The 23,907-nt window shown below is 38.6% G+C and carries 27 protein-coding genes; 18 read left to right on the top strand and 9 right to left on the bottom strand.

Annotation, left to right across the window (positions count from 1 at the left end):
• Positions 1-151: 151 nt before the first annotated feature.
• The 3 genes from U8D43_RS04680 to modB are packed head-to-tail and all read left to right on the top strand — an operon-like array spanning position 152 to position 2,105.
• On the top strand, positions 152-667 hold the full coding sequence (locus U8D43_RS04680) for a MogA/MoaB family molybdenum cofactor biosynthesis protein (protein WP_442893556.1): 516 nt from the start codon (positions 152-154) through the stop codon (positions 665-667).
• The gene (gene modA / locus U8D43_RS04675) at positions 664-1,434 is read left to right on the top strand and encodes a molybdate ABC transporter substrate-binding protein (protein WP_335869831.1); all 771 of its coding nucleotides are present in this window, start codon (positions 664-666) and stop codon (positions 1,432-1,434) included. Before U8D43_RS04680 ends, modA begins: the two co-directional genes overlap by 4 nt.
• Positions 1,435-1,442: 8 nt before the next feature.
• Complete coding sequence (modB, locus tag U8D43_RS04670) at positions 1,443-2,105, top strand: molybdate ABC transporter permease subunit (RefSeq protein WP_335869830.1); 663 nt, start codon at positions 1,443-1,445, stop codon at positions 2,103-2,105.
• Positions 2,106-2,381: 276 nt separating this feature from the next.
• Here the strand turns inward: modB and moaC are convergent, their stop codons facing one another.
• Positions 2,382-2,867: a cyclic pyranopterin monophosphate synthase MoaC gene (gene moaC / locus U8D43_RS04665; RefSeq protein WP_335869828.1), complete on the bottom strand. Its 486-nt coding sequence runs from the start codon at positions 2,865-2,867 to the stop codon at positions 2,382-2,384.
• A gap of 164 nt (positions 2,868-3,031) precedes the next feature.
• Between moaC and mobB the strand changes: the two genes are divergently transcribed.
• Positions 3,032-3,556, top strand: coding sequence for a molybdopterin-guanine dinucleotide biosynthesis protein B (gene mobB, locus U8D43_RS04660; protein WP_335869827.1), 525 nt, complete (start codon positions 3,032-3,034; stop codon positions 3,554-3,556).
• A gap of 76 nt (positions 3,557-3,632) precedes the next feature.
• On the opposite strand, the gene U8D43_RS04655 is transcribed toward mobB, so the two are convergent.
• Both U8D43_RS04655 and U8D43_RS04650 read right to left on the bottom strand, forming a co-directional pair.
• Positions 3,633-4,937: an MFS transporter gene (locus U8D43_RS04655; protein WP_335869826.1), complete on the bottom strand. Its 1,305-nt coding sequence runs from the start codon at positions 4,935-4,937 to the stop codon at positions 3,633-3,635.
• Positions 4,938-5,388: 451 nt separating this feature from the next.
• Positions 5,389-6,114 (bottom strand): Crp/Fnr family transcriptional regulator, encoded by a 726-nt coding sequence (locus tag U8D43_RS04650; protein ID WP_442893555.1) that lies wholly within the window; start codon positions 6,112-6,114, stop codon positions 5,389-5,391.
• Positions 6,115-6,269: 155 nt separating this feature from the next.
• On the opposite strand from U8D43_RS04650, the gene U8D43_RS04645 reads away from it, so the two are divergent.
• The 4 genes from U8D43_RS04645 (at position 6,270) to U8D43_RS04630 (ending at position 9,057) form a co-directional block, all read left to right on the top strand.
• The gene (locus tag U8D43_RS04645) at positions 6,270-6,860 is read left to right on the top strand and encodes a molybdenum cofactor guanylyltransferase (protein ID WP_335869824.1); all 591 of its coding nucleotides are present in this window, start codon (positions 6,270-6,272) and stop codon (positions 6,858-6,860) included.
• Between the two features lie 103 nt (positions 6,861-6,963).
• Positions 6,964-7,968 carry a GTP 3',8-cyclase MoaA gene (moaA, locus tag U8D43_RS04640; protein ID WP_335869823.1) on the top strand — a complete coding sequence of 335 codons (1,005 nt, stop codon included), beginning with the start codon at positions 6,964-6,966 and terminating at the stop codon, positions 7,966-7,968.
• A gap of 481 nt (positions 7,969-8,449) precedes the next feature.
• Positions 8,450-8,764: a hypothetical protein gene (locus U8D43_RS04635; RefSeq protein ID WP_335869822.1), complete on the top strand. Its 315-nt coding sequence runs from the start codon at positions 8,450-8,452 to the stop codon at positions 8,762-8,764.
• A 152-nt stretch (positions 8,765-8,916) separates the two neighbouring features.
• Complete coding sequence (locus U8D43_RS04630) at positions 8,917-9,057, top strand: hypothetical protein (protein ID WP_335869821.1); 141 nt, start codon at positions 8,917-8,919, stop codon at positions 9,055-9,057.
• A gap of 296 nt (positions 9,058-9,353) precedes the next feature.
• Here U8D43_RS04630 and U8D43_RS04625 read toward each other — a convergent pair whose 3' ends face one another.
• Positions 9,354-9,563: a CDGSH iron-sulfur domain-containing protein gene (locus tag U8D43_RS04625; RefSeq protein ID WP_335869820.1), complete on the bottom strand. Its 210-nt coding sequence runs from the start codon at positions 9,561-9,563 to the stop codon at positions 9,354-9,356.
• 146 nt (positions 9,564-9,709) lie between these two features.
• Between U8D43_RS04625 and U8D43_RS04620 the strand changes: the two genes are divergently transcribed.
• Positions 9,710-10,042 (top strand): iron-sulfur cluster biosynthesis family protein, encoded by a 333-nt coding sequence (locus tag U8D43_RS04620; protein WP_335869819.1) that lies wholly within the window; start codon positions 9,710-9,712, stop codon positions 10,040-10,042.
• A gap of 884 nt (positions 10,043-10,926) precedes the next feature.
• The gene (locus U8D43_RS04615; RefSeq protein WP_335869818.1) at positions 10,927-11,274 is read left to right on the top strand and encodes a hypothetical protein; all 348 of its coding nucleotides are present in this window, start codon (positions 10,927-10,929) and stop codon (positions 11,272-11,274) included.
• 740 nt (positions 11,275-12,014) lie between these two features.
• Here the strand turns inward: U8D43_RS04615 and U8D43_RS04610 are convergent.
• Positions 12,015-12,992, bottom strand: a complete 978-nt coding sequence (locus tag U8D43_RS04610) for an ABC transporter substrate-binding protein (protein ID WP_335869817.1) — start codon at positions 12,990-12,992, stop codon at positions 12,015-12,017.
• A 172-nt stretch (positions 12,993-13,164) separates the two neighbouring features.
• Here U8D43_RS04610 and U8D43_RS04605 point away from each other — a divergent pair, with 172 nt between their 5' ends.
• The 4 genes from U8D43_RS04605 (at position 13,165) to U8D43_RS04590 (ending at position 16,924) form a co-directional block, all read left to right on the top strand.
• Entirely contained in the window at positions 13,165-14,166 is a 1,002-nt protein-coding gene (locus U8D43_RS04605) for a FecCD family ABC transporter permease (RefSeq protein ID WP_335869816.1), read from the top strand.
• Positions 14,163-15,221, top strand: a complete 1,059-nt coding sequence (locus tag U8D43_RS04600; RefSeq protein ID WP_335869815.1) for a FecCD family ABC transporter permease — start codon at positions 14,163-14,165, stop codon at positions 15,219-15,221. Before U8D43_RS04605 ends, U8D43_RS04600 begins: the two co-directional genes overlap by 4 nt.
• A 27-nt stretch (positions 15,222-15,248) precedes the next feature.
• Positions 15,249-16,049, top strand: coding sequence for an ABC transporter ATP-binding protein (locus U8D43_RS04595; protein WP_335869814.1), 801 nt, complete (start codon positions 15,249-15,251; stop codon positions 16,047-16,049).
• A gap of 107 nt (positions 16,050-16,156) precedes the next feature.
• Positions 16,157-16,924 (top strand): class I SAM-dependent methyltransferase, encoded by a 768-nt coding sequence (locus U8D43_RS04590; RefSeq protein ID WP_335869813.1) that lies wholly within the window; start codon positions 16,157-16,159, stop codon positions 16,922-16,924.
• Positions 16,925-17,295: 371 nt separating this feature from the next.
• Here U8D43_RS04590 and U8D43_RS04585 read toward each other — a convergent pair whose 3' ends face one another.
• Both U8D43_RS04585 and U8D43_RS04580 read right to left on the bottom strand, forming a co-directional pair.
• Positions 17,296-18,198 carry an aminoglycoside phosphotransferase family protein gene (locus tag U8D43_RS04585; protein ID WP_335869812.1) on the bottom strand — a complete coding sequence of 301 codons (903 nt, stop codon included), beginning with the start codon at positions 18,196-18,198 and terminating at the stop codon, positions 17,296-17,298.
• 1 nt (position 18,199) lies between these two features.
• Complete coding sequence (locus U8D43_RS04580; protein ID WP_335869811.1) at positions 18,200-19,126, bottom strand: alpha/beta hydrolase; 927 nt, start codon at positions 19,124-19,126, stop codon at positions 18,200-18,202.
• Positions 19,127-19,723: 597 nt separating this feature from the next.
• On the opposite strand from U8D43_RS04580, the gene U8D43_RS04575 reads away from it, so the two are divergent.
• Positions 19,724-20,179, top strand: coding sequence for a GNAT family N-acetyltransferase (locus tag U8D43_RS04575; RefSeq protein ID WP_335869810.1), 456 nt, complete (start codon positions 19,724-19,726; stop codon positions 20,177-20,179).
• 102 nt (positions 20,180-20,281) lie between these two features.
• Positions 20,282-20,485 carry a hypothetical protein gene (locus U8D43_RS04570; RefSeq protein WP_442893552.1) on the top strand — a complete coding sequence of 68 codons (204 nt, stop codon included), beginning with the start codon at positions 20,282-20,284 and terminating at the stop codon, positions 20,483-20,485.
• A gap of 305 nt (positions 20,486-20,790) precedes the next feature.
• On the opposite strand, the gene U8D43_RS04565 is transcribed toward U8D43_RS04570, so the two are convergent.
• Both U8D43_RS04565 and U8D43_RS04560 read right to left on the bottom strand, forming a co-directional pair.
• Positions 20,791-20,919, bottom strand: coding sequence for a hypothetical protein (locus U8D43_RS04565; RefSeq protein ID WP_335869809.1), 129 nt, complete (start codon positions 20,917-20,919; stop codon positions 20,791-20,793).
• Positions 20,920-20,975: 56 nt separating this feature from the next.
• Positions 20,976-21,869, bottom strand: a complete 894-nt coding sequence (locus U8D43_RS04560; protein ID WP_335869808.1) for a hydroxymethylglutaryl-CoA lyase — start codon at positions 21,867-21,869, stop codon at positions 20,976-20,978.
• Between the two features lie 143 nt (positions 21,870-22,012).
• Between U8D43_RS04560 and U8D43_RS04555 the strand changes: the two genes are divergently transcribed.
• A complete protein-coding gene (locus tag U8D43_RS04555) occupies positions 22,013-23,200 on the top strand; it encodes an acetyl-CoA C-acetyltransferase (protein WP_442893551.1) in 1,188 nt (395 codons plus the stop codon).
• A gap of 13 nt (positions 23,201-23,213) precedes the next feature.
• Entirely contained in the window at positions 23,214-23,906 is a 693-nt protein-coding gene (locus tag U8D43_RS04550; RefSeq protein WP_335869807.1) for a CoA transferase subunit A, read from the top strand.
• Position 23,907: the final 1 nt, after the last annotated feature.

The raw sequence follows: 23,907 nt of genomic DNA, 5'->3' as shown, positions 1-23,907 counted from the left end.
GTCAAAAATACTATAAAAAATGGTGTCGTGTTGTGAGGGACATCACACGATTATGTAACAGGATAAAAGATTTTTTTAGCGGTGATATATTTCACAAGTGCGCTAATTTCACTATGATAAAATAAGTCATATACAAAGGAATTGGAGATAGATCATGGTTCATAATCATATTAAGAATTCACAGGGAAAAACAAGGTGTCAAGTAGTAACTGTCAGTGATACGAGAACAGAAGAAAATGATAAAAGTGGCAGACTCATGATAGACATGCTTGAAAAAAATGGTCATGTAGTCCAAGTATATGAAATTGTGAAAGATGAGTATGCACTTATTTCTTCAGCTATTCAAGAAGGCATACAAAGCGATGAGATTGAAGTGGTCTTATTAAACGGGGGAACCGGGATTGCGAAACGAGATGTAACAATTGAAGTGGTGAAACCATTTCTTGAAAAAGAAATGGTCGGCTTCGGAGAGTTATTTCGATTTTTGAGTTATACAGAAGACATTGGTCCAGCTGCGATTCTTTCACGAGCAATCGCAGGGGTTGCTCATAATAAAGTTATTTTTTCGGTACCAGGTTCTACAGGTGCAGTTCGTTTAGCAATGGATAAGCTAATTGTACCAGAACTGGGTCATCTCATCTGGGAATTAAATAAGGATAAGAAATGAGTAGACTGAAGAGCTTAATGATTGTGCTGTTGTTTACTAGTTGGGTCTTAGCTAGTTGTAGTTTAGGTACGAATACACGCAATGAAATTACGATTTCGGCTGCTGCGAGTTTAAAAGATAGTTTACTAGATGTGAAAACAGCGTTTGAAGAAGAATATCCCGAGGTGAAAATCACGTATAATTTTGGCTCAACGGGTGCCTTACGTAAGCAAATTGAACAGGGTGCACCCATCGACGGTTTTCTATCTGCATCAAGTAGTGACTATAATAAACTGAAAGAAATGGAGACAATCTATGCGGGAGAGTTACTCTTTACGAATGAACTCGTATTAGTAACAAAAAAGAATTCGAGTTCTATTTCCTCGCTTGAAGATGTAGTTATCTCGGATGATAAACTAGCGATTGGAACGCCCACAATTGTTCCTGCGGGCTTCTACGCAAAAGAAGCACTGGAATATTTTGATCTATGGGAGAATCTACAAGCAAGACTAGTGTACGGAAAAGATGTGACCCATGTCTTAACATTGATCGAACACGGAGCAGCAACTGCCGCTATTGTTTATAAGAGTGAGGTAGTTAACAAGAATGACTTTACCGTTATTCACGAATTCGATCCGCAGTCACATAGTCGAATTGACTATTATGCAGCTGTGGTGACATCAAGTGAACAGCAAGAAATAGCAACGGATTTTCAAAAATATTTGTTAACAGAGAACTCATTGAATATTTTTGAAAAGCAGGGCTTTAATATTGAAGTAAGTCGGTAGGTGTAATTATGACGCAATCGTTTTGGTTCCCCATACAATTTTCAATAATTGTTGCAACTACGGCAACAATTATCACTTTTAGTGTCGCAGTCTTGATTGCCTATAGATTAAAATCAAGCGAAATAAGAGGAAAAAGCGTTCTGGAAGCTTTTTTTTTACTGCCACTCGTATTACCACCATCCGTATTAGGTTTTTTACTACTCATTATGTTTGGGATGAATAGCCCTATAGGGATATGGATACAATCCCTATTCAATCAAACACTACTGTTTACAAAGGGAGCGGCGATTATCGCAGCGACGATTGTCGCTTTTCCGCTAATGTATCAAGCGGCTAAAACTGGTTTGAGTGGGGTGAATTCTGACATTGAAGCAGCGGCAAGAGTGGACGGCGCAGGAGAATGGAAAGTATTCTATTATGTGTCATTGCCTCTTGCTATCAAGTCACTTCTAATGGGCGTAATCTTAAGCTTTACAAGAGCGTTAGGAGAGTTTGGAGCCACGTTAATGTTTGCTGGAAATATTCCAGGAAAAACACAAACCATCTCGACCGCTATTTATGTAGCAATTGAATCGGGAGAAAATATTCTCGCGTGGCAGTATGTTTCGGTGAGCATCGGATTGTCATTCTTTTTACTCTTGCTGATCAAACTGATTGAGAAGGATAAGTAAAAATAGTACTTGAATGAAGCTCTATTTGTAAACGTTGTGGCCGTCTATATTGAAAATGAATGGAAACCGTTCATTTAGTCGTCATCTATATGAAAAATGAGACGAAAAGAACCCTGAAATCTATCTTTAATGCAATTTATAGAGAGCTACGAAAAGCAAAATTATTTGTGGAAACGGCTTTGACTTAAGTAAAGTGCAAGCCGCCTAGAGTTTGAGCACAAAGGTCATTTCTATTATTCAATAAAACCTCAGTGAGAGTAACCACTGAGGTAAGCGTTATGTTCGGTGATAATCTCCGCTTTTTCCTCCAGATTTTTGCAAGAGGTAGGTTTCACCGATAACCATTCCTTTGTCAACAGCTTTACACATATCATAGACCGTTAAAGCCGTGATCGAGGCGGCAGTTAAAGCCTCCATTTCTACCCCTGTACTCCCTTTTGTTTTAACTTCTGTCTCAATGATCAGTTCGTAGGAATAATTTTTTAAATCCTTCCATATAAAGAGGATATTTACTCCGCTTAAAGGGAGGGGGTGACACATCGGGATCGTCGAAGACGTTTGCTTAGCCGCCATAATGCCTGCCACTTGTGCAACTGAGAGTACATCTCCTTTTTTAAAATCGTTGTTCACAATTTTGGAGTAGATTTCTTCAGTGACGAAAATGCTAGAACGAGCTTTTGCGTATCGACTCGTTGTCCCTTTTTCGGAAATATCGACCATTTTCGCTCGACCTTGCTGGTTAAAATGTGTAAAATCACTCAATTTATTCACCTCTGAATTTGCATTATGTTTAGTATAATCGATGTTAAATGGTAGGGTTGTGACATATGTCATTCACAGTAGGAGAGCCTACTAAAAGAATGAATTATCTTTATCTTATCATAAGACAGGCTATTCATTAAAAGGTTAAGGGAGACTAATTTGATTTGAATATAATTCAAGTTGTAGGTTATAAAAATAGTAGAAAAACGACGATTTCATCGATGTTGATAAAAGAAGCAACTGAGCTAGGATTAACGGTAGGGTCATGTAAACATCATGGACACGGTGTACCGGATGTTGTACAAGGAACCGATAGCTTTACACATCAACGAGCCGGAGCGGTGATTTCTGGAGTGGAAGGAGAGGGTGTGCTTAATCTGTCCATAACGAAAAAGTTTTGGGATTTGCAAGGAATTCTAGCTTTTTATAAATTAATACAGTTAGATTGGGTCATTGTGGAGGGCTTTAAAAACGAACTCTACCCTAAAATTGTGTTGATTAGAAATGAACAGGATCTAAAGTTAATCGAGGAATTAAATGAAGTGGTATGCGTTCTTTTGCCCGGTGATTGTAACATCAGACCACAAGAAGGAATTCATTACTTTGATCGAAGTGATCACCCACGTTTTCTGCAATGGTTTAGGCAATATATCACTGAGTCGAAAATGAACATCAAAGAGGATGAATAGAAATGAAAAAGCCATTGACAGGGTCAAATGGCTTTTTTGTCCAATTCCAGCGGCAGTGTACTTTTCTACTAGTTTACTAACAATCAATCTTTGCTTTGCTTCGAGAATAAAAATACCAACAAACGACTAAGCTAATAAAATAGTAGACTAGGAATAAGTAAAGAGCAAAATCGGCACCGCCAGTAGATTTAATTGACCAACCAAAAACTTTCGGAATCAAGAAGGCACCGTAAGCGGCAATTGCTGCGATAAACCCTAATACTGGCGCAGCTAGCTTGGCTTTTTCATTTGTGAAAATAAATGGAACCATTCGGAAGGTAGATCCGTTTGCAATTCCGGTTGCAAAAAATAGTATTAAAAATGAAATTAAGAATCCTGTGAAATTATCGATATTTAAGAAGTACAACACACTCGCAGTTGCAATCATCATTAGAATCGTATCCCAAAATGTCACAAGAGCTCCACTTCCTAATTTATCGGAGATCCATCCACCGACAGGTCTAAATGCGGCTCCAATCAGAGGCCCTAAAAAGGCTAATCCAGCGGCTCCTGCTTCAGGAAATTCAGATTTAATCAATAATGGAAAGGCGGCTGCGTAGCCAATAAAAGAACCAAAGCACATGGTGTATAACCAAGCCATAATCCACATATGTTTTTCTTTGAAAATAGCGGATTGTGCTTTGAAAGATTGTTTTGTTCCTGGTAGATTATCCATTCCAAAAAAGGCGAGAATGGTCATGATTATGATAGGGATCACCCAGACAAATGCTGCATTTTGTATGAAAATTTCGCTTCCATCAGGTAAAGTTTGTGCACCACCTACGATCATACCCAACCATGGAACGAAAATAATCATCGGTGTAACGAATTGAACAACACTGACTCCTAGATTTCCTAAACCAGCATTAATTCCGTTGGCCGTTCCTTTTTCTTTTTTAGGATAAAATGGGCTGATATTTGCCATAGAAGAAGAGAAGTTTCCACCACCAAGACCACAAAGAGCAGCCAAAATAACTAACGTAATAAAAGAGGTATTGGGATCTTGTACGGCAAAACCAATCCCTATCGTAGGAACTAAAAGGACAGCGGTACTAATGACCGTCCAATTACGTCCACCAACAATACCAGGCATAAAGGTGAAAAAGATTCTCAGTGTTGCTCCAACTAATCCTGGAAGAGCAGCCAAAGTAAAGAGCTGACTTTCAGTTAAATCAAAACCGACATCATTTAATCTAACGGCAGTTACAGACCAAATTTGCCAAACAATAAAGCTTAACATAAGAGCAAAAACTGAGATCCAAAGATTTCTTTTTGCATGTTTTTTTCCTTCATCCTCCCAAAAGCGGGGGTCTTCAGGATTCCAATCGGTTATTCTCGCCATACTACTTCCTCCTACATCAAAATGAATTCAATTAAAGGTTTCAAAAGTTCTTCTTTTGTAAAGGCTGTTTTCGTAATAAGTGTTGCTTTTCACATTAGTTCAAACATCAGGGATCTTTTCGAATTAATTTTAAACTGGATGAATGAAAAAATGAGAGGTTCCATTCATTTTTGTAGGCTGCAGCCACAAAGTATACGAAAGAGCCTTTGTGAAATAAATAAATAAGATCTTTTATAGCCGTATAGTACCAAAGGGAAAACCCCTTTGGTGTGAAGTACATCACACTAAATGTTCATTTGAGGAACCTAATTCTAGTCAGTACAAGGCAGGTAAGAAAAGGAATCACAAATGAAGAGGTGACGAAAAAAGAAAGCATTATCAATATAGGAAAGGGCAACATAAAAAAACCATCTTTTTTGGAAAGATGGCTGATAAGTAGTATAGAAAATAATTAATGGATATTACAGATTTCAATCGGGCAATCATCACAACCAATTTCCATCTTTAAAAACTCTAAATCTTTAATAATAATCCTTCCGTCTGAAGTGGTAGCAAGGACTTCTTGTTTCTTTAAATCATTGAGCATTCTGTTCACACTTTCACGAGTAGCAGAACAGAACTTAGCAAACTCTTGGTTGGTTAAATGAATATCTATTAAGATCCCATCCTCTGTTTCTAAACCGTAACTATTAGAGAAACGAATTAGAGTGGAGTAAAGAGCTCCCTTTTTTCCGTTCATGACTAAATCTCTGATTTTGGTTTGGAATTTACGCATGTGATTGTTCAACCACTTCATAAATTCAAGAGTTAACGCCGCATTTTGAAGTAAGTGTTCTTCAAGTATATCGTTTTTGATCACGAGTACTTCACTATCTTGTAGTGCCAATGCGCTTAACATATATTTAGGGTTATTAGTAAATAGCGTAAGTTCGCCGATAATATCATTTGTAGTACAAATCCGCAAATTTAACTCTTTTCCATCTGAGGTTAATTTACTTATTTGAACATTACCCGATTTAATTAAATACATCTCACATGCATCCTCTCCCTCTTGAAAGAGGAAGTGCTCAGCCTTCACTTTTCTAGAAGAGCTAATGGAGGTTAATAATTGATTTAACTCATCTGATATCATTTCGGCATCTCTTAAAATTCTAGGGGGTAATCCCATGAACATCACTCCAAGTGCTGGATTCTCGCAATTTGTGTACATAAATACTAGGGCATTGAAATCTTTTCTGTATACCGACATGTGACATTTATCACTCTACCTATAAAACTACCATGTTAGGATGAGCTTTACAAGACTTGTAGAAAAGAAAGCTGTGTGAAAGAATGGAAGTGAAAATGATTGGTGTCATCTTAGCTGGTGGAGAATCCAAACGATTCGGTGCAAATAAGGGTTTTGCGTGCTACCAAGGAAAACCTTTTTATGAACACTCCATAAAGGCGGTAGCAGAATGCGTGCATCAAACAATTTTAGTGACAAACCCGACTCTTTACTCTATTTACAAGGAAAAAATAAATATACAAGTTATGAAGGATGTTTTTGAATATCAAGGGTGTGGACCATTAGCCGGACTATATACAGCGATGCAAACGGTTGAAGCAGATTGGTATATGATCCTACCGGTCGATGTTCCGCTGATGGATCAAAAGATCATTCACCGCTTGATGCAGTTTGCTGATAATAAGTTTGAAGCGGTGATTCCAGAGATTAATGGGAAGAAACAGCCTTTAATTGCGCTATATCATCAATCAATACAAAGCAAAGTATATGACCAACTTGTAAACAATGACTTGAAAATGATGAATTTATTATCAATATTATCGGCTAAATATGTTTCAGAAGATCAAATAGGTGAGCGGAGCCATTTCCATAATATTAATACTGTAAAAGATTATGAAACTTATGTAAAATCGTAGACATAGAAGGGTTCCTTATTAGTTGTGTTTTACATTCTTACTAGGAACCCCTTACAATGGTAGCAGGTGAGAAGAAATAAAAGTACGAGGAGTGCGATTACGGATGAACGTTGTAGACACCTTATCTCGACCATTACGTGATTTAAGAATTTCGGTCACCGATCGCTGTAATTTTCGTTGCAGTTATTGTATGCCAAAAGAAATTTTCGGGATAGATTATCCCTTTATGAAACAGCAAGAAATTCTTTCCTATGAAGAAATTATCCGATTGGCGCGCCAATTTGCTGCGCTGGGAGTAGAAAAGATAAGACTAACGGGTGGAGAGCCCTTACTGCGAAAGAACTTACCGTATTTAGTTCAACAATTGGCTCAAATACCAGGAATAAACGATATTGCCCTAACCACAAATGGTGTGTTCCTTCCAAAGTACGCGCAAGAGCTGAAAGATGCTGGCATTAGTCGAGTTAATGTGAGCCTAGACTCATTAGACGATGAAGTATTTAAACAAATAAATAATATGGGAACAGGCGTATCGGCTGTCCTCAAAGGGATTTTTAAAGCACGAGAAGTAGGACTTGAAGTAAAAATAAATATGGTCGTGAAAAAAGGATTAAATGATGACCAGATCCTTCCGATGGTTCGGTTTTTTAAAGAAGAAGGAATCATTCTACGATTCATTGAATTCATGGATGTTGGGTCTTCAAACGGCTGGAATCTAAGGGATGTCATAACCAAGAAAGAAATCTATCATATAATTCACGAGCACTTCCCCCTTGAACCGGTCGATCGAGATTACTTTGGCGAAGTGGCCAAACGCTATCGGTATAAAGGTTCTAACACAGAAGTGGGTTTTATTTCCTCAGTGTCAGAAACATTCTGTGGATCTTGTACACGAGCAAGACTGTCAACAGATGGGAAGCTTTTCACCTGTTTATTTGCGTCAGAAGGAACAGACTTAAAAGCGCTCATCCGAAGCGGGGTAACAGACGATGAATTAACTAAAGCAATTGTGAACATTTGGGAAAAAAGAGACGATCGCTACTCAGAAATTCGGACAGAAGCAAGTCAGCAAAAACAGAAAATTGAAATGTCTTATATTGGTGGTTAAGTTTAAAATTGAGTAGAAATAAATAATATACACTTGTAGCGTTCCCCTTTAAAGAGGCAAGCGTCCAAGCAAATACTGCTCATAAAGAGAAAAATCACAACAATACTCACATAAGAAAACGCTGTCGATTTCAATATCAACAGCGTTTTTCTGTTACAGGCAAAACACATCGTACATATAGTTAGTTTTTCTTAGTTCGATGATTCACCGTGATTATAGTTCAGCAACTCTACCTTGGTAGCTGCTAAATTTTTTTCATCAAAGTCTTTGTTAGATTGAATGAGAGATACTCCAATTGTGACCGTATCTGTTCCTAATTGACCTTTCCTGTTATCGTCGTAAGTTTGAATCTAGGGTTGCCTCAAATATGAATTCTTGATGAAAATGGTATTCAGAAGAAGGACAGGAACCTTCAACTAATAGTCGAATGTATAGTAAAGTTCTCAAAAATTAGATAGCTAGGTGAAAAGGAGAGGGTTTATTGAAAGTAAAAGTCACTTTAAGTTCAGTACTTATCCTCAGTTTCGTTTCTCTTGATTACATCGGTCTTTTAAATGGCGAAAATATCGCTACAATAAAAGGAAAAGTCCAACATGTAGAAAAGAATAAATTTGAAAATGATGTATTCAAGTACGGATTACTCCCATTACCCAATGAAGACGCAATTGTTATCGATCCTTTGCCTCTCCCCATAAATCCGCCACACATACCAGAACCATTAACATTCTCGAAAAATACTGAAAATACTAACAAGCGATCAATTAATCATTCTGAACACAAAGTTGAAGAAAAATAAGAATTCTTGCGTACCGCGAAGCAAATAACGGTACTTATACTTTGGATTTTGGGATAATTGCTGTCCATTTATTTTTTCTGTTTAATATATTTGTGGTTGACAAACATTGTATGATCAAAATGGAATTAAGAGTGATCAAGGAGGTTTCTTTAGTGGAAATATTTCTTATTATCATCGGGAGTAGTATTAGTTTGTATATTTTTTACGTAATTATTGAACGAGCAGTTAGAGAGGGGATAAATAAGTCAAATGTTGGTCGATTTTTTGAAGAAAAATATGGGATAAAAGAATGAGATGGTGATGAGGATTTATTTGATGATAAGTGAATATCATGATTCTCTAATAGATGTGAGGATGAGGAATAAATCCCTCTAAACAGGGCAATAATCGCTTTCATTCTATGAATATTTGGTAATTACCTTTAAGGGATATTGCAATAATAGGAGTTCCATTCTCGGGGGAAGTTACAGAATAATTAATTAATTTGAAGTTTAGAAACGCTCAGGGCGAAATTGCCTGAGCGTTTCTATGAACGATTTTAAGTCTCGTTTCCATAAATCAAGATGAGAGACCTTAGATGCTTGTTCCCTTACTCAGCCTCTGATTCTGCACGAACTATCGATTGAAACTGTCCTTTATGAGCACCATCGCAAAAAGGCATTTTTTGGGACAGACCACAGCGACAAAGCGAGAAAGCTTGCTTTGTTTCAATCGGATTTCCTTGTCCGTCTAAAAGTTCGATATCTCCAGTTACTCGGAATGATCCGTTATCGTTTACTTTAATTTGTACTTTTGTCATTAACAATCCTCCTCTCTCTGAAATGGTTCCTTTATTGATAGTAAGGGCATGAAATAAAAAAAGCAATAGAAAGTAGGTAAGTCGTCCCAACAACAATGGAAAAGAAACTATGCTAAAATAAAAATCTACTAGAGGAGGGAATTAAGGTGGAGATTACGATTACCAAGCTAGCACAAGAAAAATTAACGGAGAAAATCGCCAACCAAGATGGTTTCCTTAAATTGAAATATGAAACAGAAGGATGTGGGTGTGTGGTTAGTGGCGTGCCAACACTTTGGCTTGTCGAGGAAATTGATCAAGATGAAGACGTTGTGATTGAAATGAATACTATGCCCATCCTTGTAGAAAAATCAAAAATGATTTTCTTAGATGAAACACTTAAAATCGATTTCTCGAAAACTGCGAATACATTTGTCTTAAAATCGCCCGGGCAAATATTAAATGGTCGTATGAGTTTTATCAATAAACTTTTTGCGTAATATTGTTTTGTTTAGTATGGTTTGCGATTGACGCTAGAAAAGAAGAGCCAATTCTGCTGTGCTGTTTTCACAAAGATTGTAGCTTTTCGCATATGCTTAGTTTCTTTGACATCACTATACTAAGGGTCATTTTTTTGTGGATTACAAATAAAGTTGTATCGATCACAAAAAAGATGTACCGTTTACAATAAAGTTATACCTTTTATAAAAAAGTTGCACCGTTTTCCCCCTTTGGACATGGTTGTCTAAAGGGGATTTTTTATAGTGAAAAGGATAGAACATCTGAATTGAAAACTCGATTAAGAACAATTAAGAGACAATAAGTTGTACTGTTAAAGGGCCAGATTATGGAAGACTTAAATTCGAGACAATCTAGAAGTTACATTGATATATGTTAAAATTAGTGGAGAGTATGATGGATTGTAGTAAACCAAAGACCAACATTGTGGAAGAAAAAATAGAGTTTGAGTCTTTATAAATCCGTAATATATCTTGGAAGGTAGGTATGTGTTTTGGAATTTTTAATTATGTTTTTATTTGTCTTTATTCTTTGTATGTGTATTGGGACAATATTAAACATTCTTCTTAAAATGACAGAAAAAATAAATTGGCTAATAACAATGTTTATAAGTTTATGTGTAGCCCTTTTAGCTCAATTATTAAACATTATGTAGAATGTGGAAATCTATCTCCAGATTTCATTTATTCCAGTATAGGGCGCGCTTATTGCATAGCAAGTCTTTTCCTAAATTGGTTCAAATTCTAGAATAAGAGATTACCTAAATAATGGATTATTGGAAAAATTGGTATTAAGTTAAAGGTGAGTACACAAGAATAGAATGATGATACCAAATATTATCTCTATACACTCTCGGAGGATGCAAATGAATCTTATTTATATTGTATATATATTATTATTATGGGGTGTTCCTACCATTATGACCGTTAACACATATCGAAAGCTCGAATATGAGGAAAAGAAACAAATGAAGGGAGAATTATTAAAAAAGCCTCAAGTTTTTGTAGTTGTTGCACTAAAATTATTTGGTATGGCGACCTTCTTTACTGGATTTGTTCCTTCTATTTCTTTTCTACAGTATGTTGGACTAGGTATGGTAGTAGTCGGATTTTTAACTTCGACTTTTGTAATCTGGAAAGTAAGTAAAAAGATAAGTCTTGTAATGTTTTTTATGGCATCAATTCTATCGGGATGCTATTATCTGTTATTGTAACGCTTAATTTGCAGGTCAAGGTTATGGACGTATCTGCTAGTGTTCAGAAATTTGGCAGGAATATTCAAAAAGTAATTAGTTCTTTATAGCGAGATTTAAAAGGTATTAAATATTACTTGTTTTTATCTGTTTTGTTAGTAGTCAGTTCTTACAAAATATAATTATTTCATTATCAATTCAAGAAGAAATAAAGATGACATTAGTAGTTATTAAAGTAACGGTGACTTTTGCGAAAGTAAACCATAAATTTATCTCGAATTCAAATATTCAAGTATTGGGCGCGATTGTCGAAGATCATAAGTGAAAGTGATCAATCTTTTTTACAAAAGCCAACATTTAACTTCCAGGAGAAGAAGCCATTTTGATCAATCTTTTTTCAAAATGGCTTCTTTCTATTTATCGTAAAATGCTAGTTTGTGAGGTGTTTTCGATCAAACTTTATTCCAAACCAACATTTTTTGTATACCCTGGAAGATAAATTATAAAGGCTGTTTTCGCAAAGATTGTTGCTTTTCGTATCAGTTAATCATTTGTAATATAGCTTTGTTTCGGGCATCATTTCGTCTGTTTTTGATAGAAATCAACAATGAAATGGAGGATTTAGTCAAAAATCAGATGAAATAGCCACAATGAATACGAAAAGAGCCATTATAAAAAAGGAACGATTTTCATACAGAATTCCTTCTTAAAGCAACAATTATTACGAAAAGAACCTTTTCTATAGAATAATTTTTGGGTGATTATTGTTCGAGAAAATAGGTTTGTAAATCATCAAGCATTAGATTAGCAGCCAATACACCTCCAGCTGTATTCCAAATGTCATCACTTACTTTATAGATTGATTCTGTATGTGCCACTTCAAGATTGTTGAAAAGTGGATCGTCTAGCCACTCTTCTTCGACTTTCGTTGCCTCTCCGTCACCTGGCTCATAGGTGAAGTAGAATAGAATATCTCCATCCATTGCTGGAATCCGTTCCTTTGTTACTCCTTTTTCAGCAAAATCATCGACGTTTTGAGATTCAGGACGAGCAAAGCCAATTTGTTCAAGGATTACACCTGAAAAAGAGTCTTTGTGGTAAATTCTTACATCACCAGCCATGAAACGAACCATGGAAACCTCCATATCTACTTTCTCACCTAATGATTCCTGGAGTGAGCGAATCCGTTCATCATATGCACTGATGACTTCTTCGCCTTCTTCCGTTCGGTTGACAGCCTCAGCATAAAGCTCAAAGTTCTCCTTCCAATTACCGCGAAGCGTTTCGGCGAAAACGGTTGGGGCAATTAGGCTCAGTTGATCATAAATTTCTTCCTGGCGCATTTTGTTTCCAATGATTAAGTCAGGCTTTAGAGCCGCAACAGCTTCAACATTCACTTGACTTTCCAATCCCACAACTTTAACATCACTCATCTTCTCAGCGATATGATCATACCAAGGGTCACCAGTCCAAGACTGAACGGCACCTGCTAGGGTAACTCCTAGAGATAACAGAGCTTCTGTCCCCTCATTCGTTAAAATCACGATTTTTTTAGGTGTTTCGGGAATATCCGTTGTTCCCATCGCATGTTTTACCGTATAAGATCTAGATTCTGTGTTGCTAGTTTCTTCATCAGTAGTGGCTTTTTTTTCATTTGAGCCACATGCTGCTAATGCAAACATCACTGCCAGCAAAAGTAGGAAGAGGGATATGTAAGAGCTTTTTTTTCGTAAATGCATGTAATACTACCTCCGTTAAGTTTAATTGAAAATGATTTTCACTCGCAATTAAAATAATAATTGCTCTTGCTTATTGTGTCAACAACTAATTGAAAATGATTTTCACTATCATTGACACTTATTCTCAATTAAAATAAACTGGTAGAGAAATAGAGAGAAGGAGTACAAATAGATGTTAACAACGAAAAAGAGTAGATACATAGGGTTAGGCTCCGGGATAATCCTCTTATTTATATTTATTTGTTCGAGTGTCGTGTATGGCTATACACAAACCCCCTGGATGTTGGCTATTGATGCGTTTCGCCATTTCGATGGATCCAACGAACATATTATTATTAAGACTGTACGACTTCCAAGGGCCCTAATTGGTGCGGCAGTTGGTGCCAGTTTAGGAATTGCAGGGGCAATTATGCAAGCGCTAACCAGAAATCCGTTGGCTTCACCTGGAATACTTGGTGTGAATGCAGGAGCCAGCTTGGCCATTGTGATCGCCGTTTCGTTCTTTTCCATAACCTCGCTGCAATCATTCGCATGGATTGCTTTTCTTGGAGCAGGCGTGGCGGCAGTATGTGTATACCTCATAGGAGCCGCAGGAAAACAAGGAGTCACTCCGGTAACATTAACCTTAGCAGGAGCGGCTATTGCCGCCTTGCTTTCATCAGTCACACAAGGCATTTTAGTGTTGAATGAATCGGCTCTTGATGTAGTACTGTATTGGCTAGCAGGTTCTGTTCAAGGTAGAAAGTTAGACATATTACAATCGGTTTTACCCTATTTAGCAGTAGCCTGGTTGGGTGCACTCTTGATCGGCGGAAAAATCAATATTCTTCTTATGGGGGAAGATCTAGCAAAAGGGTTAGGACAACGAACGGCTTGGGTCAAAGCATTGTCCGCTGTCATAGTCATACTTTTAGCGGGTGGAAGTGTGGCAATAGCAGGTCCAATTGGATTTATTGGCATTGTCGTTCCACATCTGGCGCGCTTCTTTGTTGGCAATGATTATCGGTGGGTCATTCCCTACTGCGGGGTACTTGGCGGGAGTTTATTAGTGGTGGCTGATATTGGGTCCCGCTATATCATAATGCCTCAAGAGGTACCGGTTGGAATTATTACCGCCTTTCTAGGCGTGCCTTTTTTTATTCTCATTGCGCGTAAAGGAGGTTTTTCATCGTGAAGAAGTATAAAGCCGTAAGAATGGGAAAAAAGCGAGTTTCTTTTTTACTCGACGTAAAAGGGAGTATTGTGTTGATAGGGCTAAGCTGTATCCTTTTACTATTCACAATCATTAGCATGGGAATGGGCGAGATGAAAATCAGTCCACTAACCGTGTTATCCGTTTTCTTTGGAGGGGGAACAGAAATAGAAGTGCTGGTGGTTCAAGCCTTTCGCTTACCGAGAATTCTTATTGCTATTCTAGTCGGAATGAGTCTTGCGGTGGCGGGTGGATTATTACAAGGAATGATTCGAAATCCCCTTGCCTCTCCCGATATTATTGGATTAACAGGCGGTGCTTCGGTTGCAGTGGTTTCTTTTTTAGCTTTATTTAGTGATGAAAACAATGCATTAACGGTTAGTATTCAGTGGTTACCATTAAGTGCATTCGTTGGCGCAGCCCTAACGGCTTTGCTTCTTTATATGCTCGCGTGGAAAAATGGAATATCTTCACTTCGATTTGTCTTAATAGGCATTGGAATTTCAGCGTTAATGCAGGCGTTAACAACTTTATTTATGTTAATTGGTCCGATTTACCGCGCAAGTCAAGCAAATATTTGGATTACAGGGACCGTTCATGGCTCGTCCTGGGAAGAGGTGTCTTTGTTTGCACCTGTGACCCTTATTTTGCTTATTCTTAGCTTTATAATGGTTCGTCATGTGAACGTTCAAGATCTAGGTGAAGAGGTTGCCATTAGAGTTGGAAGTAACGTTCAAAAGCAACGAATTTCTCTCCTAGTCTTATGTACAGCGCTTACTGGAGTTGGAGTCAGCATGGCGGGGGGGATAGGGTTTGTCGGATTAATGGCTCCTCATATTGCAAGGAAAATGGTCGGGTCAGCATTCGGATTGCTTTTGCCTACCGCGGCCTTAATTGGTGCCATCTTGGTCCTCATTTCAGACCTGATCGGCCGAACGTTGTTTGCTCCTCTTGAAATTCCGGCTGGAGTTTTTACGGCTTCTATTGGGGCACCTTATTTTATATATTTGCTAGTGAAATCGAAGAAATCAGCCTAACACCTAAGAAATATGGGAGGAAGAAATATGCATGCATTGGAAGGAAAAGGCCTCACGATAGGCTATGGAGAAACGACCATTATTGAGAATTTGGATTTACATATTCCTAAAGGAGAAATTACCGTGTTCATTGGGAGTAATGGCTGTGGAAAATCGACACTCCTCCGGTCATTTGCCCGGTTATTGAAACCAAAGGAAGGTTCTATTTTACTGGACGGAAAGTCGATTGATCAACAATCGACAAAAGAGATTGCCCGGAATTTGGCCATTTTGCCACAAGGACCAATTGCTCCAGAAGGAATTACAGTTCTTCAGCTCGTAAAACAAGGTCGATATCCATATCAAAGCTGGATAAAACAGTGGACCCGAGAAGATGAGCAGATTGTAAAGGACGCCTTAAATGCAACGGGTTTAATGGATTTAGCGGACAGAAGAGTGGATTCATTATCTGGTGGACAGAGACAGAGGGCCTGGATTGCGTTAACCCTTGCTCAGCAAACTGAAACCATTTTGCTCGACGAACCGACTACCTATCTAGACATGACTCATCAAATCGATATCTTGGATTTATTATTCCAATTAAATGAAACGGAGAATCGAATGATTGTGATGGTTCTTCATGATTTAAATTTAGCCTGCCGCTATGCACATCATATTGTCGCCATTCGCAATAAAAATATTTATGCCCAAGGTAAACCTGAAGAAATTATCACATGTGAACTAGTCAAAGAAGTCTTTGGGATGAATTGCAAGCTTGCGAAGGATCCGATTTTCGGTACGCCGCTGTGTATTCCTTTTGGTAGAGGAAGATGTATTGGAGAGAGATAGTGCAGAGTGATAAGAAAATCTTATTATTAGTGAAAAGATATATCGAATTTTCTTATGGACGGAGGTAGCATATCCTATAAGTATCGAAGAGTTGGGAGAGGATACGAATGGATATTAAGAAAAAAGTCCAAAAGCAGTTTAGTCAGTCTGCTGGTAGTTATGTGAAGAGTGAAATTCATGCAAATGGCGAAGATTTGCACGAATTAATTCGGTTGGCTAATGTGACCAAAAAAGATCGAGTATTAGATATTGCTACAGGTGGAGGCCATGTAGCCAATGGACTTGCACCACTGGTGAAAGAAGTCGTTGCGCTTGATTTGACAGAAAGAATGTTACAGAAGGCGGAGGCGTTTATTAGAGGGAATGGCTATACAAATGTGAGTTTCATTGTGGGAGATGCTGAAAAACTTCCTTTTCCTGATGAAGCCTTTTCGGTAGTTACTTGTCGAATCGCTCCGCATCATTTCCCAAACATTGAACAATTCATTGCTGAAAGTATACGTGTTCTCCAAGAGAAAGGTACGTTACTATTGATTGATAATGTCGCTCCTGAAAAAGAAGAGTGGGACGTTTTTTATAATACTGTGGAGAAAAAACGTGACCCTAGTCATTACCGAGCATGGAAAAAAACAGAATGGCTGAAGCTAATCGAGGAAAAAGAGTTTCAAGTAAAGCAACTAATTGTTTTCTCCAAAACCTTTTCATTCGAATCATGGTTCGCACGAATGAGGATGCCAGAAAACGACAAGGAGGAATTAGAAGAATATATGCTGAATGCATCAGGAGACACGAAGCACCATTTTCAGATCCAGGAAGAGAATGGGAGAGTGACGAGCTTCAATGGGCAATCAGTGTTGATTGTGGCTAAAAAATAAATGCTTTTTTCGTATACATTGTTGTAGAACAAATAAATAATCGGCGGAATCTTCTTTTTTCTACTGATACCTTTCAAATTGGCTGATTTCGCAAAGATTGCGGCTTTTCGAATTAGCCCTCCCTATCGTGATGAAGAAAGACCTCGGGCATCTTTTCGCATCATTTTTAACCCGAAATGAGGAAAAAGAAAAGGGTGTTTCCATCCTTTTTTGTATGCTACAGCAACAAATGATGCGAAAAGAGCCTTGAAAATAGACGAAAATATGCCTCAAAACCGGGCATTTTTAACAAACTATATATCGCTTCGAAAAGCAATAACTTTGCGGAAATCGCCAGTCGAAAGCAATCAAAAAAACGAGTACTAGGTGTCCTAGTGCTCGTTTAGTGTCTCGAATAAATTAGCCATAATTAAACTGTCTTTCCAGCAATCCACCTGATCTTCTACACACCAAACGGCAGAAAGTACGGATCGCGCAAATCCCCACTGAATGATACGGTTAGGATCAATGGTAAGCGCAAAAGAAAAAAATGCGATCCGTTGCTGCAGTAGTGTCAGCGGATTTTCTACATTCAACAGTTCATTAGAAAGATAGGGGTATAAGTCAGAGGCAGGATCACCAACGACCCCTTTTGCATCAATCGCTATCCATCCGCGACGTTCGGAATAGAGTATATTTCCGTGATGCAAATCCCCATGGAGAAGAGTAGGTGTATCAGTAGAGTGTAGCAGTTGCCGAAATAGCTTTTCAGCCTTTTCTATTTTTGAAGCGGGTAATGGCCCGGTTCCACCATCAAATGTCTTTCTCATTCGCTCAAATCCAGATGCCCATTGCTTCATTAATGGATAGCTATGACGTTCTGGCGGGGTGCGCCATAATTCCTGAAGCAGACGAGCGGTAATATCTAACCTCTTTTCTTCTTCTTTCACTTCCCGGAGAGAATATCCTGGTGTGAGATGCTCGATCAGCATCCATCCTTCTGACGAATCTTCTTCGAAAAGACGAACAATCGAGTTGCATGCAAAATCCTTTAACGCCTGAACCTCGAGGTTAAAAGCATGTGATGGCACACCTGCTTTGATAACAAGTGAGCGGACTTCATCTAAGTGAAAGGGTGCTACAAAATGATAGCTCAACTCAAAATGGGTGCCTATTTTCCCTTCATAGGTGGTTTCAATGGTCGAGGCAAGTCGAGGGAAATCCTTCACCCATTTCAAAGCTTTTTGCTCCCCATGAACGCCTATTAATGTCTTTTTGAGATCAGATGAAATCATTTTAAGAAAATTCCTTTTCATGGACATAGGTGCAGAGAAACTCCTCTATGACCTCTTCATATTCAGTAGGGTTTTCATTGTAAGATTGAGCGTGAGCGCCTTTTTCTGAGATATACAGCATTTTTTCGCCTTGTTTTTTTTCAAAAAGTGCCTTCGTCATCGAAGGTAAGATAAAGTCATCATCCTTACTATGGATAAACAACACTGGATTGTAGATTTTATCGACTACTGCTAGAGGTGCAATATGCTTAAACGTAAACCCGCCTCGATGCTTGAGAAAGAGATCTGTAACCGGTGCGAGCCATTTCATGTTTAATTTCGTATCCACTTTTACCCGATACAAAAATTGTTCTTGGAAATCAGAGTAAGGGCAGTCAGCGATATAAAAGTCAGCTCCATCTTCCACACTACCGGCGTATAAAAGTAGGGTTGCAGCACCCATAGATTCTCCGTGAATGCCGATAAACGCATCCTCACCAACACGATGACGTACTTCATCTACAATCGCTTTTAAATCCTGTTTTTCGAAATGTCCATAGGAGGTAGTGTCGCCGCCGGATAATCCGTGACGACGATGATCATAAATTACGGCATTGTAACCGCGTTTAAGGAAAAGGTTCATATATTTAATGGAATTCCACTTCGTTTCAGTTACCCCGTGACAAAATACTACATATTTCTTCGTATCATGTGGCTGAACAAAATACGCATGTATTGGATAGTTTTGAGCAGAAGGAATCGTCATTTCTTCTTTTGGAAGGGCATCAAACTCTTCTTGATTCAGTCGCTTTGCTACTCGTTCACGCCTAATGATTTCTTCTTCATCTTTTTTCTGAATATGTAATAATCGATTCGTCGAATAAACACCAAATGCTGTCAGCAAAGCAGCCGTTAAGGCACCACTCGTAATCGCCTTCCACTTTTTCATTAGAGCCACTCCTTTTTGTGGGACGAAGGGATACCATGTCCCTAAATCCGATTATAACCATTATAACCTACTCCTTTATATATCTCTTTTTAATCTACTCTCTGTTTAAATGTTTATTGCAGTAGTTTAGGGAAAATCTAATATTGTTTTTTTAGAGTTAAATTTTACGAAATGCAAGAAGGGTTACCATTTGTTTTTGCGAAAGGCTCTTTTCGTATTATTTGTTGCTATTGGCACAAAGAAAAAACAGGCAGTAAGTTTTTTTTGACTGATCTCTTACTTTTTATCTAGAAATGGAGAAGTTTTCATGAGGAAAAGAGCACGAAGTCATAGAAATTATGGGATATTTTCCAATTCGAAAATCCACAATCTTTGCGAAAACAGCCTTGCAAAAAGAACACAGAAATTCATTATTTCAATGCGGTAATGTTTGTGCTCCCCCCATAATCAATAAAAAATAATTGCGTGAATTTTGATAATTTGAAATAATTGTAATGAATGCATTTCTTCGGTAAATCAGAGGGCAGATTCTTTGTTTTTGGAGAAAAATGTGAAATCGCTTGATTAAATGTGAATGATTTATTGAGGAGAGACGACATGGAAATTAGAAAATTGGATGTTCATGAGAACCCACCTATGGATTTATTATTAACGGCAGATCCTTCGCGGATGAAGGTAAAAGAGTATCTAGATCGTGGAGACTGCTATGTAATGGTTTGCAGGAATGAAATAATCGGCGTTTATATGTTGTTAGCGACAGGGCCAGAGACGATTGAACTAGTGAATGTTGCGGTCTCTGAGAATAAACAAGGTAAAGGGATAGGGAAACAGTTAATCCTGCATGCGATTCAAAAATCTACAGAAGTAGGCTTTAACAAGATTGAAATCGGAACAGGAAATTCTAGCATAGGGCAACTAGCTTTGTATCAAAAATGCGGATTTAGGATCACAGGTGTGGAGGCTAATTATTTCGTTAATCATTATGAGGAAAAAATCTTCGAAAACGGAATTTGGTGTCGAGACAGAGTCCAGTTATCTCTAGAATTGAAATGATTAAGGCTCTTTGTAAACACTGTGGCTTTTTAATCTATATATAAGGATAACTTTCTTTTTTTTTCGTTCGAAAAACAGCCATGATTAAAGGTGGGGGACAAAATGTTTCTTGATAATGTGGAAGCAACTATTAGTAAAGCGGGAAAATGGCTATTAATCAAACGTAGCTTTAAAGAGGAGCATGAAGGTGGAACCCCTTCTTTGAGTTGGGGTGGGGGGGAAGTTGGAAAAGAAGGTGATTCATCGGATATTCTTGAGAGAACCCTCGAAAGTGAAATCTTTGAAGAAGTTGGGCTAAAGACATAGAATATCTAAATAGCTCATCATTTGTGAAGGCTCTTTTCGTATTCATTGTGGCTATTTCATCTGGTTTTTGACTAAATCCTCTATTTCACTGTTGATTTTCTTCAAAAATAGACGAAATGATGCCCGAAATAGAGCTATATCATAGATGATAAATTAATATGATAAGCCACAATCTTTGCGAAGACAGTCTTTCAATAAGAAACCCTAAGAAATAAGAGCAAGGACCCAATAACATGTGTCGAGTGACTTAGAGCTCTGTTCCACTTTAAAAGGTCGTGCAACTTAGCACGACCTTTTCCTTGTCTTTACGAACGAGCATTTTGCTTTTTAGCTGGATGGGTAGCTGTTTCTACATCTTCAGCCGCCATGACCTGCTTCACGTTATTGGCATTGGGTTGTCCTTTTTGGCTATATCCTTTATCACGTTTACTCATGGAAACTCCCCCTTTCTTCTGAAGAGTAACCATAGCTTACGCGAAAAGAGGAGCGGCTATGTACGAGATCTTAAGGAATAATAGCCACTTTCAATTGGTCTGGACAGATGCGGTTGAATGATATCGATAGCTTCGCAAACTTTTTCAAGGTCTACGCCTGTTGATACGCCCATTCGTTCAAGCATATAGACCACATCTTCAGTTGCCACATTTCCAGATGCTCCCGGAGCAAATGGGCAACCGCCTAGACCTCCAGCTGAAGTATCAAAACGAGTGATCCCAGCCTGTAGCGAAGCCAATACATTTGCTATAGCCATTTTGCGTGTGTCATGGAAGTGAGCGGTTAAGAGTACGGACGTTAGGGACTCTCTTAAGAAAGAGAAGAGTGAAAAGGATTCTGTTGGTGTAGCCATGCCAATTGTATCAGCGACACTTAACTCATCGACTCCCATGTCTGCGAATGCCTTACATAAATGAAGTGTGGATTTAGGGTCCATTTTCCCTTCATAAGGACAATGAAAGGCGGTAGAGACACAGGCTCGCACAAAATAGTTTTGTTGTTTTAATGAATCAATCAATGGTTCAAGCTCAAGCAAACTGTCTGTTGTCGATTTATTAATATTTTTTTGATTAAAAGTTTCGCTGACCCCAACAAAGACAGCAACCGCCCGGCAGTCGGTTTCCATCACACGTGAGATGCCCTTAGTATTAGGAGCAAGGACGATATTTCGATTTTTATCTATACAAGAAGTCACTATTTCATTCGCATCTTGCATTTGTGGTACCCATTTCGGTGACACAAACGATGTGAGCTCCATTTCCTCGATATTCGCTTCTTTTAGTAAAGAAATAAAGTTTTTTTTGACTTCTGTTGGTACGAACTGCTTCTCATTTTGCAGTCCGTCCCGCGGACCAACCTCAATAATCGTGGCTTTTTGTGGTAGATTCATACTTCTCCCTCCCCGTAGTCTCTTTTATTGTAGAAAGAGACTGAGCAATAAGCAACTGAAATTTTTAAAAAATTCAAAAAGGATTTTAAAGCGCTTACATCGAATACAGTAGAAGATTAGCAGATTTAGGGGAGGAATACATAATGAGTAAAGAAGTTGTCATTGTAAGTGCAGTTCGAACAGCAATAGGAAATTTTAACGGTGCCTTAAAGGATATTTCGGCACCTGCATTAGGCAGCATCGTAATTAAAGAAGCTCTACATAAAGCAGGGGTCCCGATCGACACGGTCGATGAAGTGATTATGGGCAATGTTCTCCAAGCTGGTTTGGGACAAAATACGGCCCGTCAAGCAGCACTCGGAGCTGGATTATCTGTAGGCGTTTCGGCGATGACAATTAATAAAGTATGTGGATCAGGACTAAAGGCCGTTCACTTGGCAACTCAAGCAATCTTAGCAGGTGATGCGGATGTCATTGTAGCAGGTGGAATGGAAAATATGAGCCAAGCTCCCTATTTATTAAATGGAGCAAGAAGTGGCTTTAAAATGGGCGATCAAAAAATCGTCGATAGTATGGTTACGGATGGATTATGGTGTGCATTTAATGATTATCATATGGGCGTAACAGCTGAAAACCTATGCAGTCGCTATGAACTGACGAGAGAGGAGCAAGATGAATTTGCGGCAGCTTCTCAACAAAAAGCAGTAAACGCGATCGAACAGGGGAAATTTGAAGAGGAAATTGTAGCAGTTGAAATTCCTCAACGTAGAAGAGAGCCAATCCTCTTTAAAGAAGATGAATTTCCACGAAAAGGAACGACTGCAGAAGGATTAGGAAAATTGCGTCCAGCCTTCAAAAAAGATGGAAGTGTGACGGCTGGAAATGCGTCAGGGATCAATGATGGTGCTGCGGCGCTAGTTGTCATGTCCAAAGAAAAAGCAGATGAACTAGGAGTAACACCTCTTGTCACCATTAAAGGCAATGCTAGTGGTGGAGTCGATCCAAGTGTGATGGGGATCGGACCGGTCACGGCAGTCAAAAAAGTGCTTGCGAAAACGGCCATGTCGTTGGAAGAAATGGATCTCATTGAAGCGAATGAAGCCTTTGCTGCTCAGTCGTTAGCAGTCGGTCGTGAGCTTGTATTTGATGCAGAGAAATTAAACGTTAACGGAGGAGCGATTTCGCTTGGACACCCAATTGGAGCAAGTGGGGCGCGGATTTTAGTTAGCCTTATTCATGAGATGATCAAGAGTGACGCCAAGAGGGGACTGGCCACGCTCTGTATAGGTGGTGGACAAGGTGTTGCCACGGTAGTTGAACGAACAAAGTAAAGGAGGAATCGAGATGAAGGAGATCTTTACATCTTTTCAAGACGTGGTTGCTGATATTAAAGACGGTAGTACACTGATGGTTGGTGGCTTCGGGTTATGTGGAATCCCAGAAAAAGCGATTCTAGCTTTGGCTGAATCAGGAGTGAAAAATTTAACCGTCATTAGTAATAATTGTGGAATTGATGAGTGGGGCTTAGGACTGCTTTTGAAAAATCGACAAATTCAAAAAATGGTCGGATCATATGTTGGGGAAAATAAAGAGTTTGAACGACAAGTGCTTTCAGGAGAACTTGAAGTGGAATTAATTCCACAAGGGACCCTTGCTGAAAAAATCCGAGCAGGTGGAGCTGGGATACCAGCATTTTATACGCCAGCTGGGGTGGGGACACCTATTGCAGAAGGAAAAGAAACGCGGGTCTTCCAACGCAAAGAATATTTGTTAGAGGAAGCGTTAATAGCGGATTACAGCATTGTACGGGCAGAAAAAGGAGATAGGATGGGGAATCTCATTTACAACAAAACGGCTCGCAATTTTAACCCGATGATTGCCTCTGCGGGGAAAGTTACCATAGCTGAAGTAGAAGAGCTTTATGAAACGGGCGAATTAAATCCGAATGAGATTCATACCCCGAGTATTTATGTTCAGCGAATCATTCAAGGAACGCAAGAAAAGCGAATTGAGAGACGAACTGTACAAAAAGCGTAGA

The sequence above is a fragment of the Bacillus sp. 2205SS5-2 genome, from assembly GCF_037024155.1.
Lineage (GTDB): Bacteria > Bacillota > Bacilli > Bacillales > Bacillaceae_K > Bacillus_CI.
This window is presented reverse-complemented; position numbering and strand designations above follow the sequence as displayed.

Excerpts from the sequence above, each read along its gene's own strand:
- U8D43_RS04655 (WP_335869826.1), bottom strand. The coding sequence starts at position 4,937 with ATGGCGAGAATAACCGATTGGAATCCTGAAGACCCCCGCTTTTGGGAG.
- U8D43_RS04580 (WP_335869811.1), bottom strand. The coding sequence starts at position 19,126 with ATGAAAAAGTGGAAGGCGATTACGAGTGGTGCCTTAACGGCTGCTTTG.
- U8D43_RS04585 (WP_335869812.1), bottom strand. The coding sequence starts at position 18,198 with ATGATTTCATCTGATCTCAAAAAGACATTAATAGGCGTTCATGGGGAG.
- U8D43_RS04590 (WP_335869813.1), top strand. The coding sequence starts at position 16,157 with ATGGATATTAAGAAAAAAGTCCAAAAGCAGTTTAGTCAGTCTGCTGGT.
- U8D43_RS04565 (WP_335869809.1), bottom strand. The coding sequence starts at position 20,919 with ATGAGTAAACGTGATAAAGGATATAGCCAAAAAGGACAACCCAATGCC.
- U8D43_RS04605 (WP_335869816.1), top strand. The coding sequence starts at position 13,165 with ATGTTAACAACGAAAAAGAGTAGATACATAGGGTTAGGCTCCGGGATA.
- modB (WP_335869830.1), top strand. The coding sequence starts at position 1,443 with ATGACGCAATCGTTTTGGTTCCCCATACAATTTTCAATAATTGTTGCA.
- U8D43_RS04625 (WP_335869820.1), bottom strand. The coding sequence starts at position 9,563 with ATGACAAAAGTACAAATTAAAGTAAACGATAACGGATCATTCCGAGTA.
- U8D43_RS04575 (WP_335869810.1), top strand. The coding sequence starts at position 19,724 with ATGGAAATTAGAAAATTGGATGTTCATGAGAACCCACCTATGGATTTA.
- U8D43_RS04610 (WP_335869817.1), bottom strand. The coding sequence starts at position 12,992 with ATGCATTTACGAAAAAAAAGCTCTTACATATCCCTCTTCCTACTTTTG.
- U8D43_RS04550 (WP_335869807.1), top strand. The coding sequence starts at position 23,214 with ATGAAGGAGATCTTTACATCTTTTCAAGACGTGGTTGCTGATATTAAA.
- U8D43_RS04645 (WP_335869824.1), top strand. The coding sequence starts at position 6,270 with ATGGAAGTGAAAATGATTGGTGTCATCTTAGCTGGTGGAGAATCCAAA.
- U8D43_RS04560 (WP_335869808.1), bottom strand. The coding sequence starts at position 21,869 with ATGAATCTACCACAAAAAGCCACGATTATTGAGGTTGGTCCGCGGGAC.
- U8D43_RS04570 (WP_442893552.1), top strand. The coding sequence starts at position 20,282 with ATGTTTCTTGATAATGTGGAAGCAACTATTAGTAAAGCGGGAAAATGG.
- U8D43_RS04555 (WP_442893551.1), top strand. The coding sequence starts at position 22,013 with ATGAGTAAAGAAGTTGTCATTGTAAGTGCAGTTCGAACAGCAATAGGA.
- moaA (WP_335869823.1), top strand. The coding sequence starts at position 6,964 with ATGAACGTTGTAGACACCTTATCTCGACCATTACGTGATTTAAGAATT.
- modA (WP_335869831.1), top strand. The coding sequence starts at position 664 with ATGAGTAGACTGAAGAGCTTAATGATTGTGCTGTTGTTTACTAGTTGG.
- U8D43_RS04615 (WP_335869818.1), top strand. The coding sequence starts at position 10,927 with ATGAATCTTATTTATATTGTATATATATTATTATTATGGGGTGTTCCT.
- U8D43_RS04595 (WP_335869814.1), top strand. The coding sequence starts at position 15,249 with ATGCATGCATTGGAAGGAAAAGGCCTCACGATAGGCTATGGAGAAACG.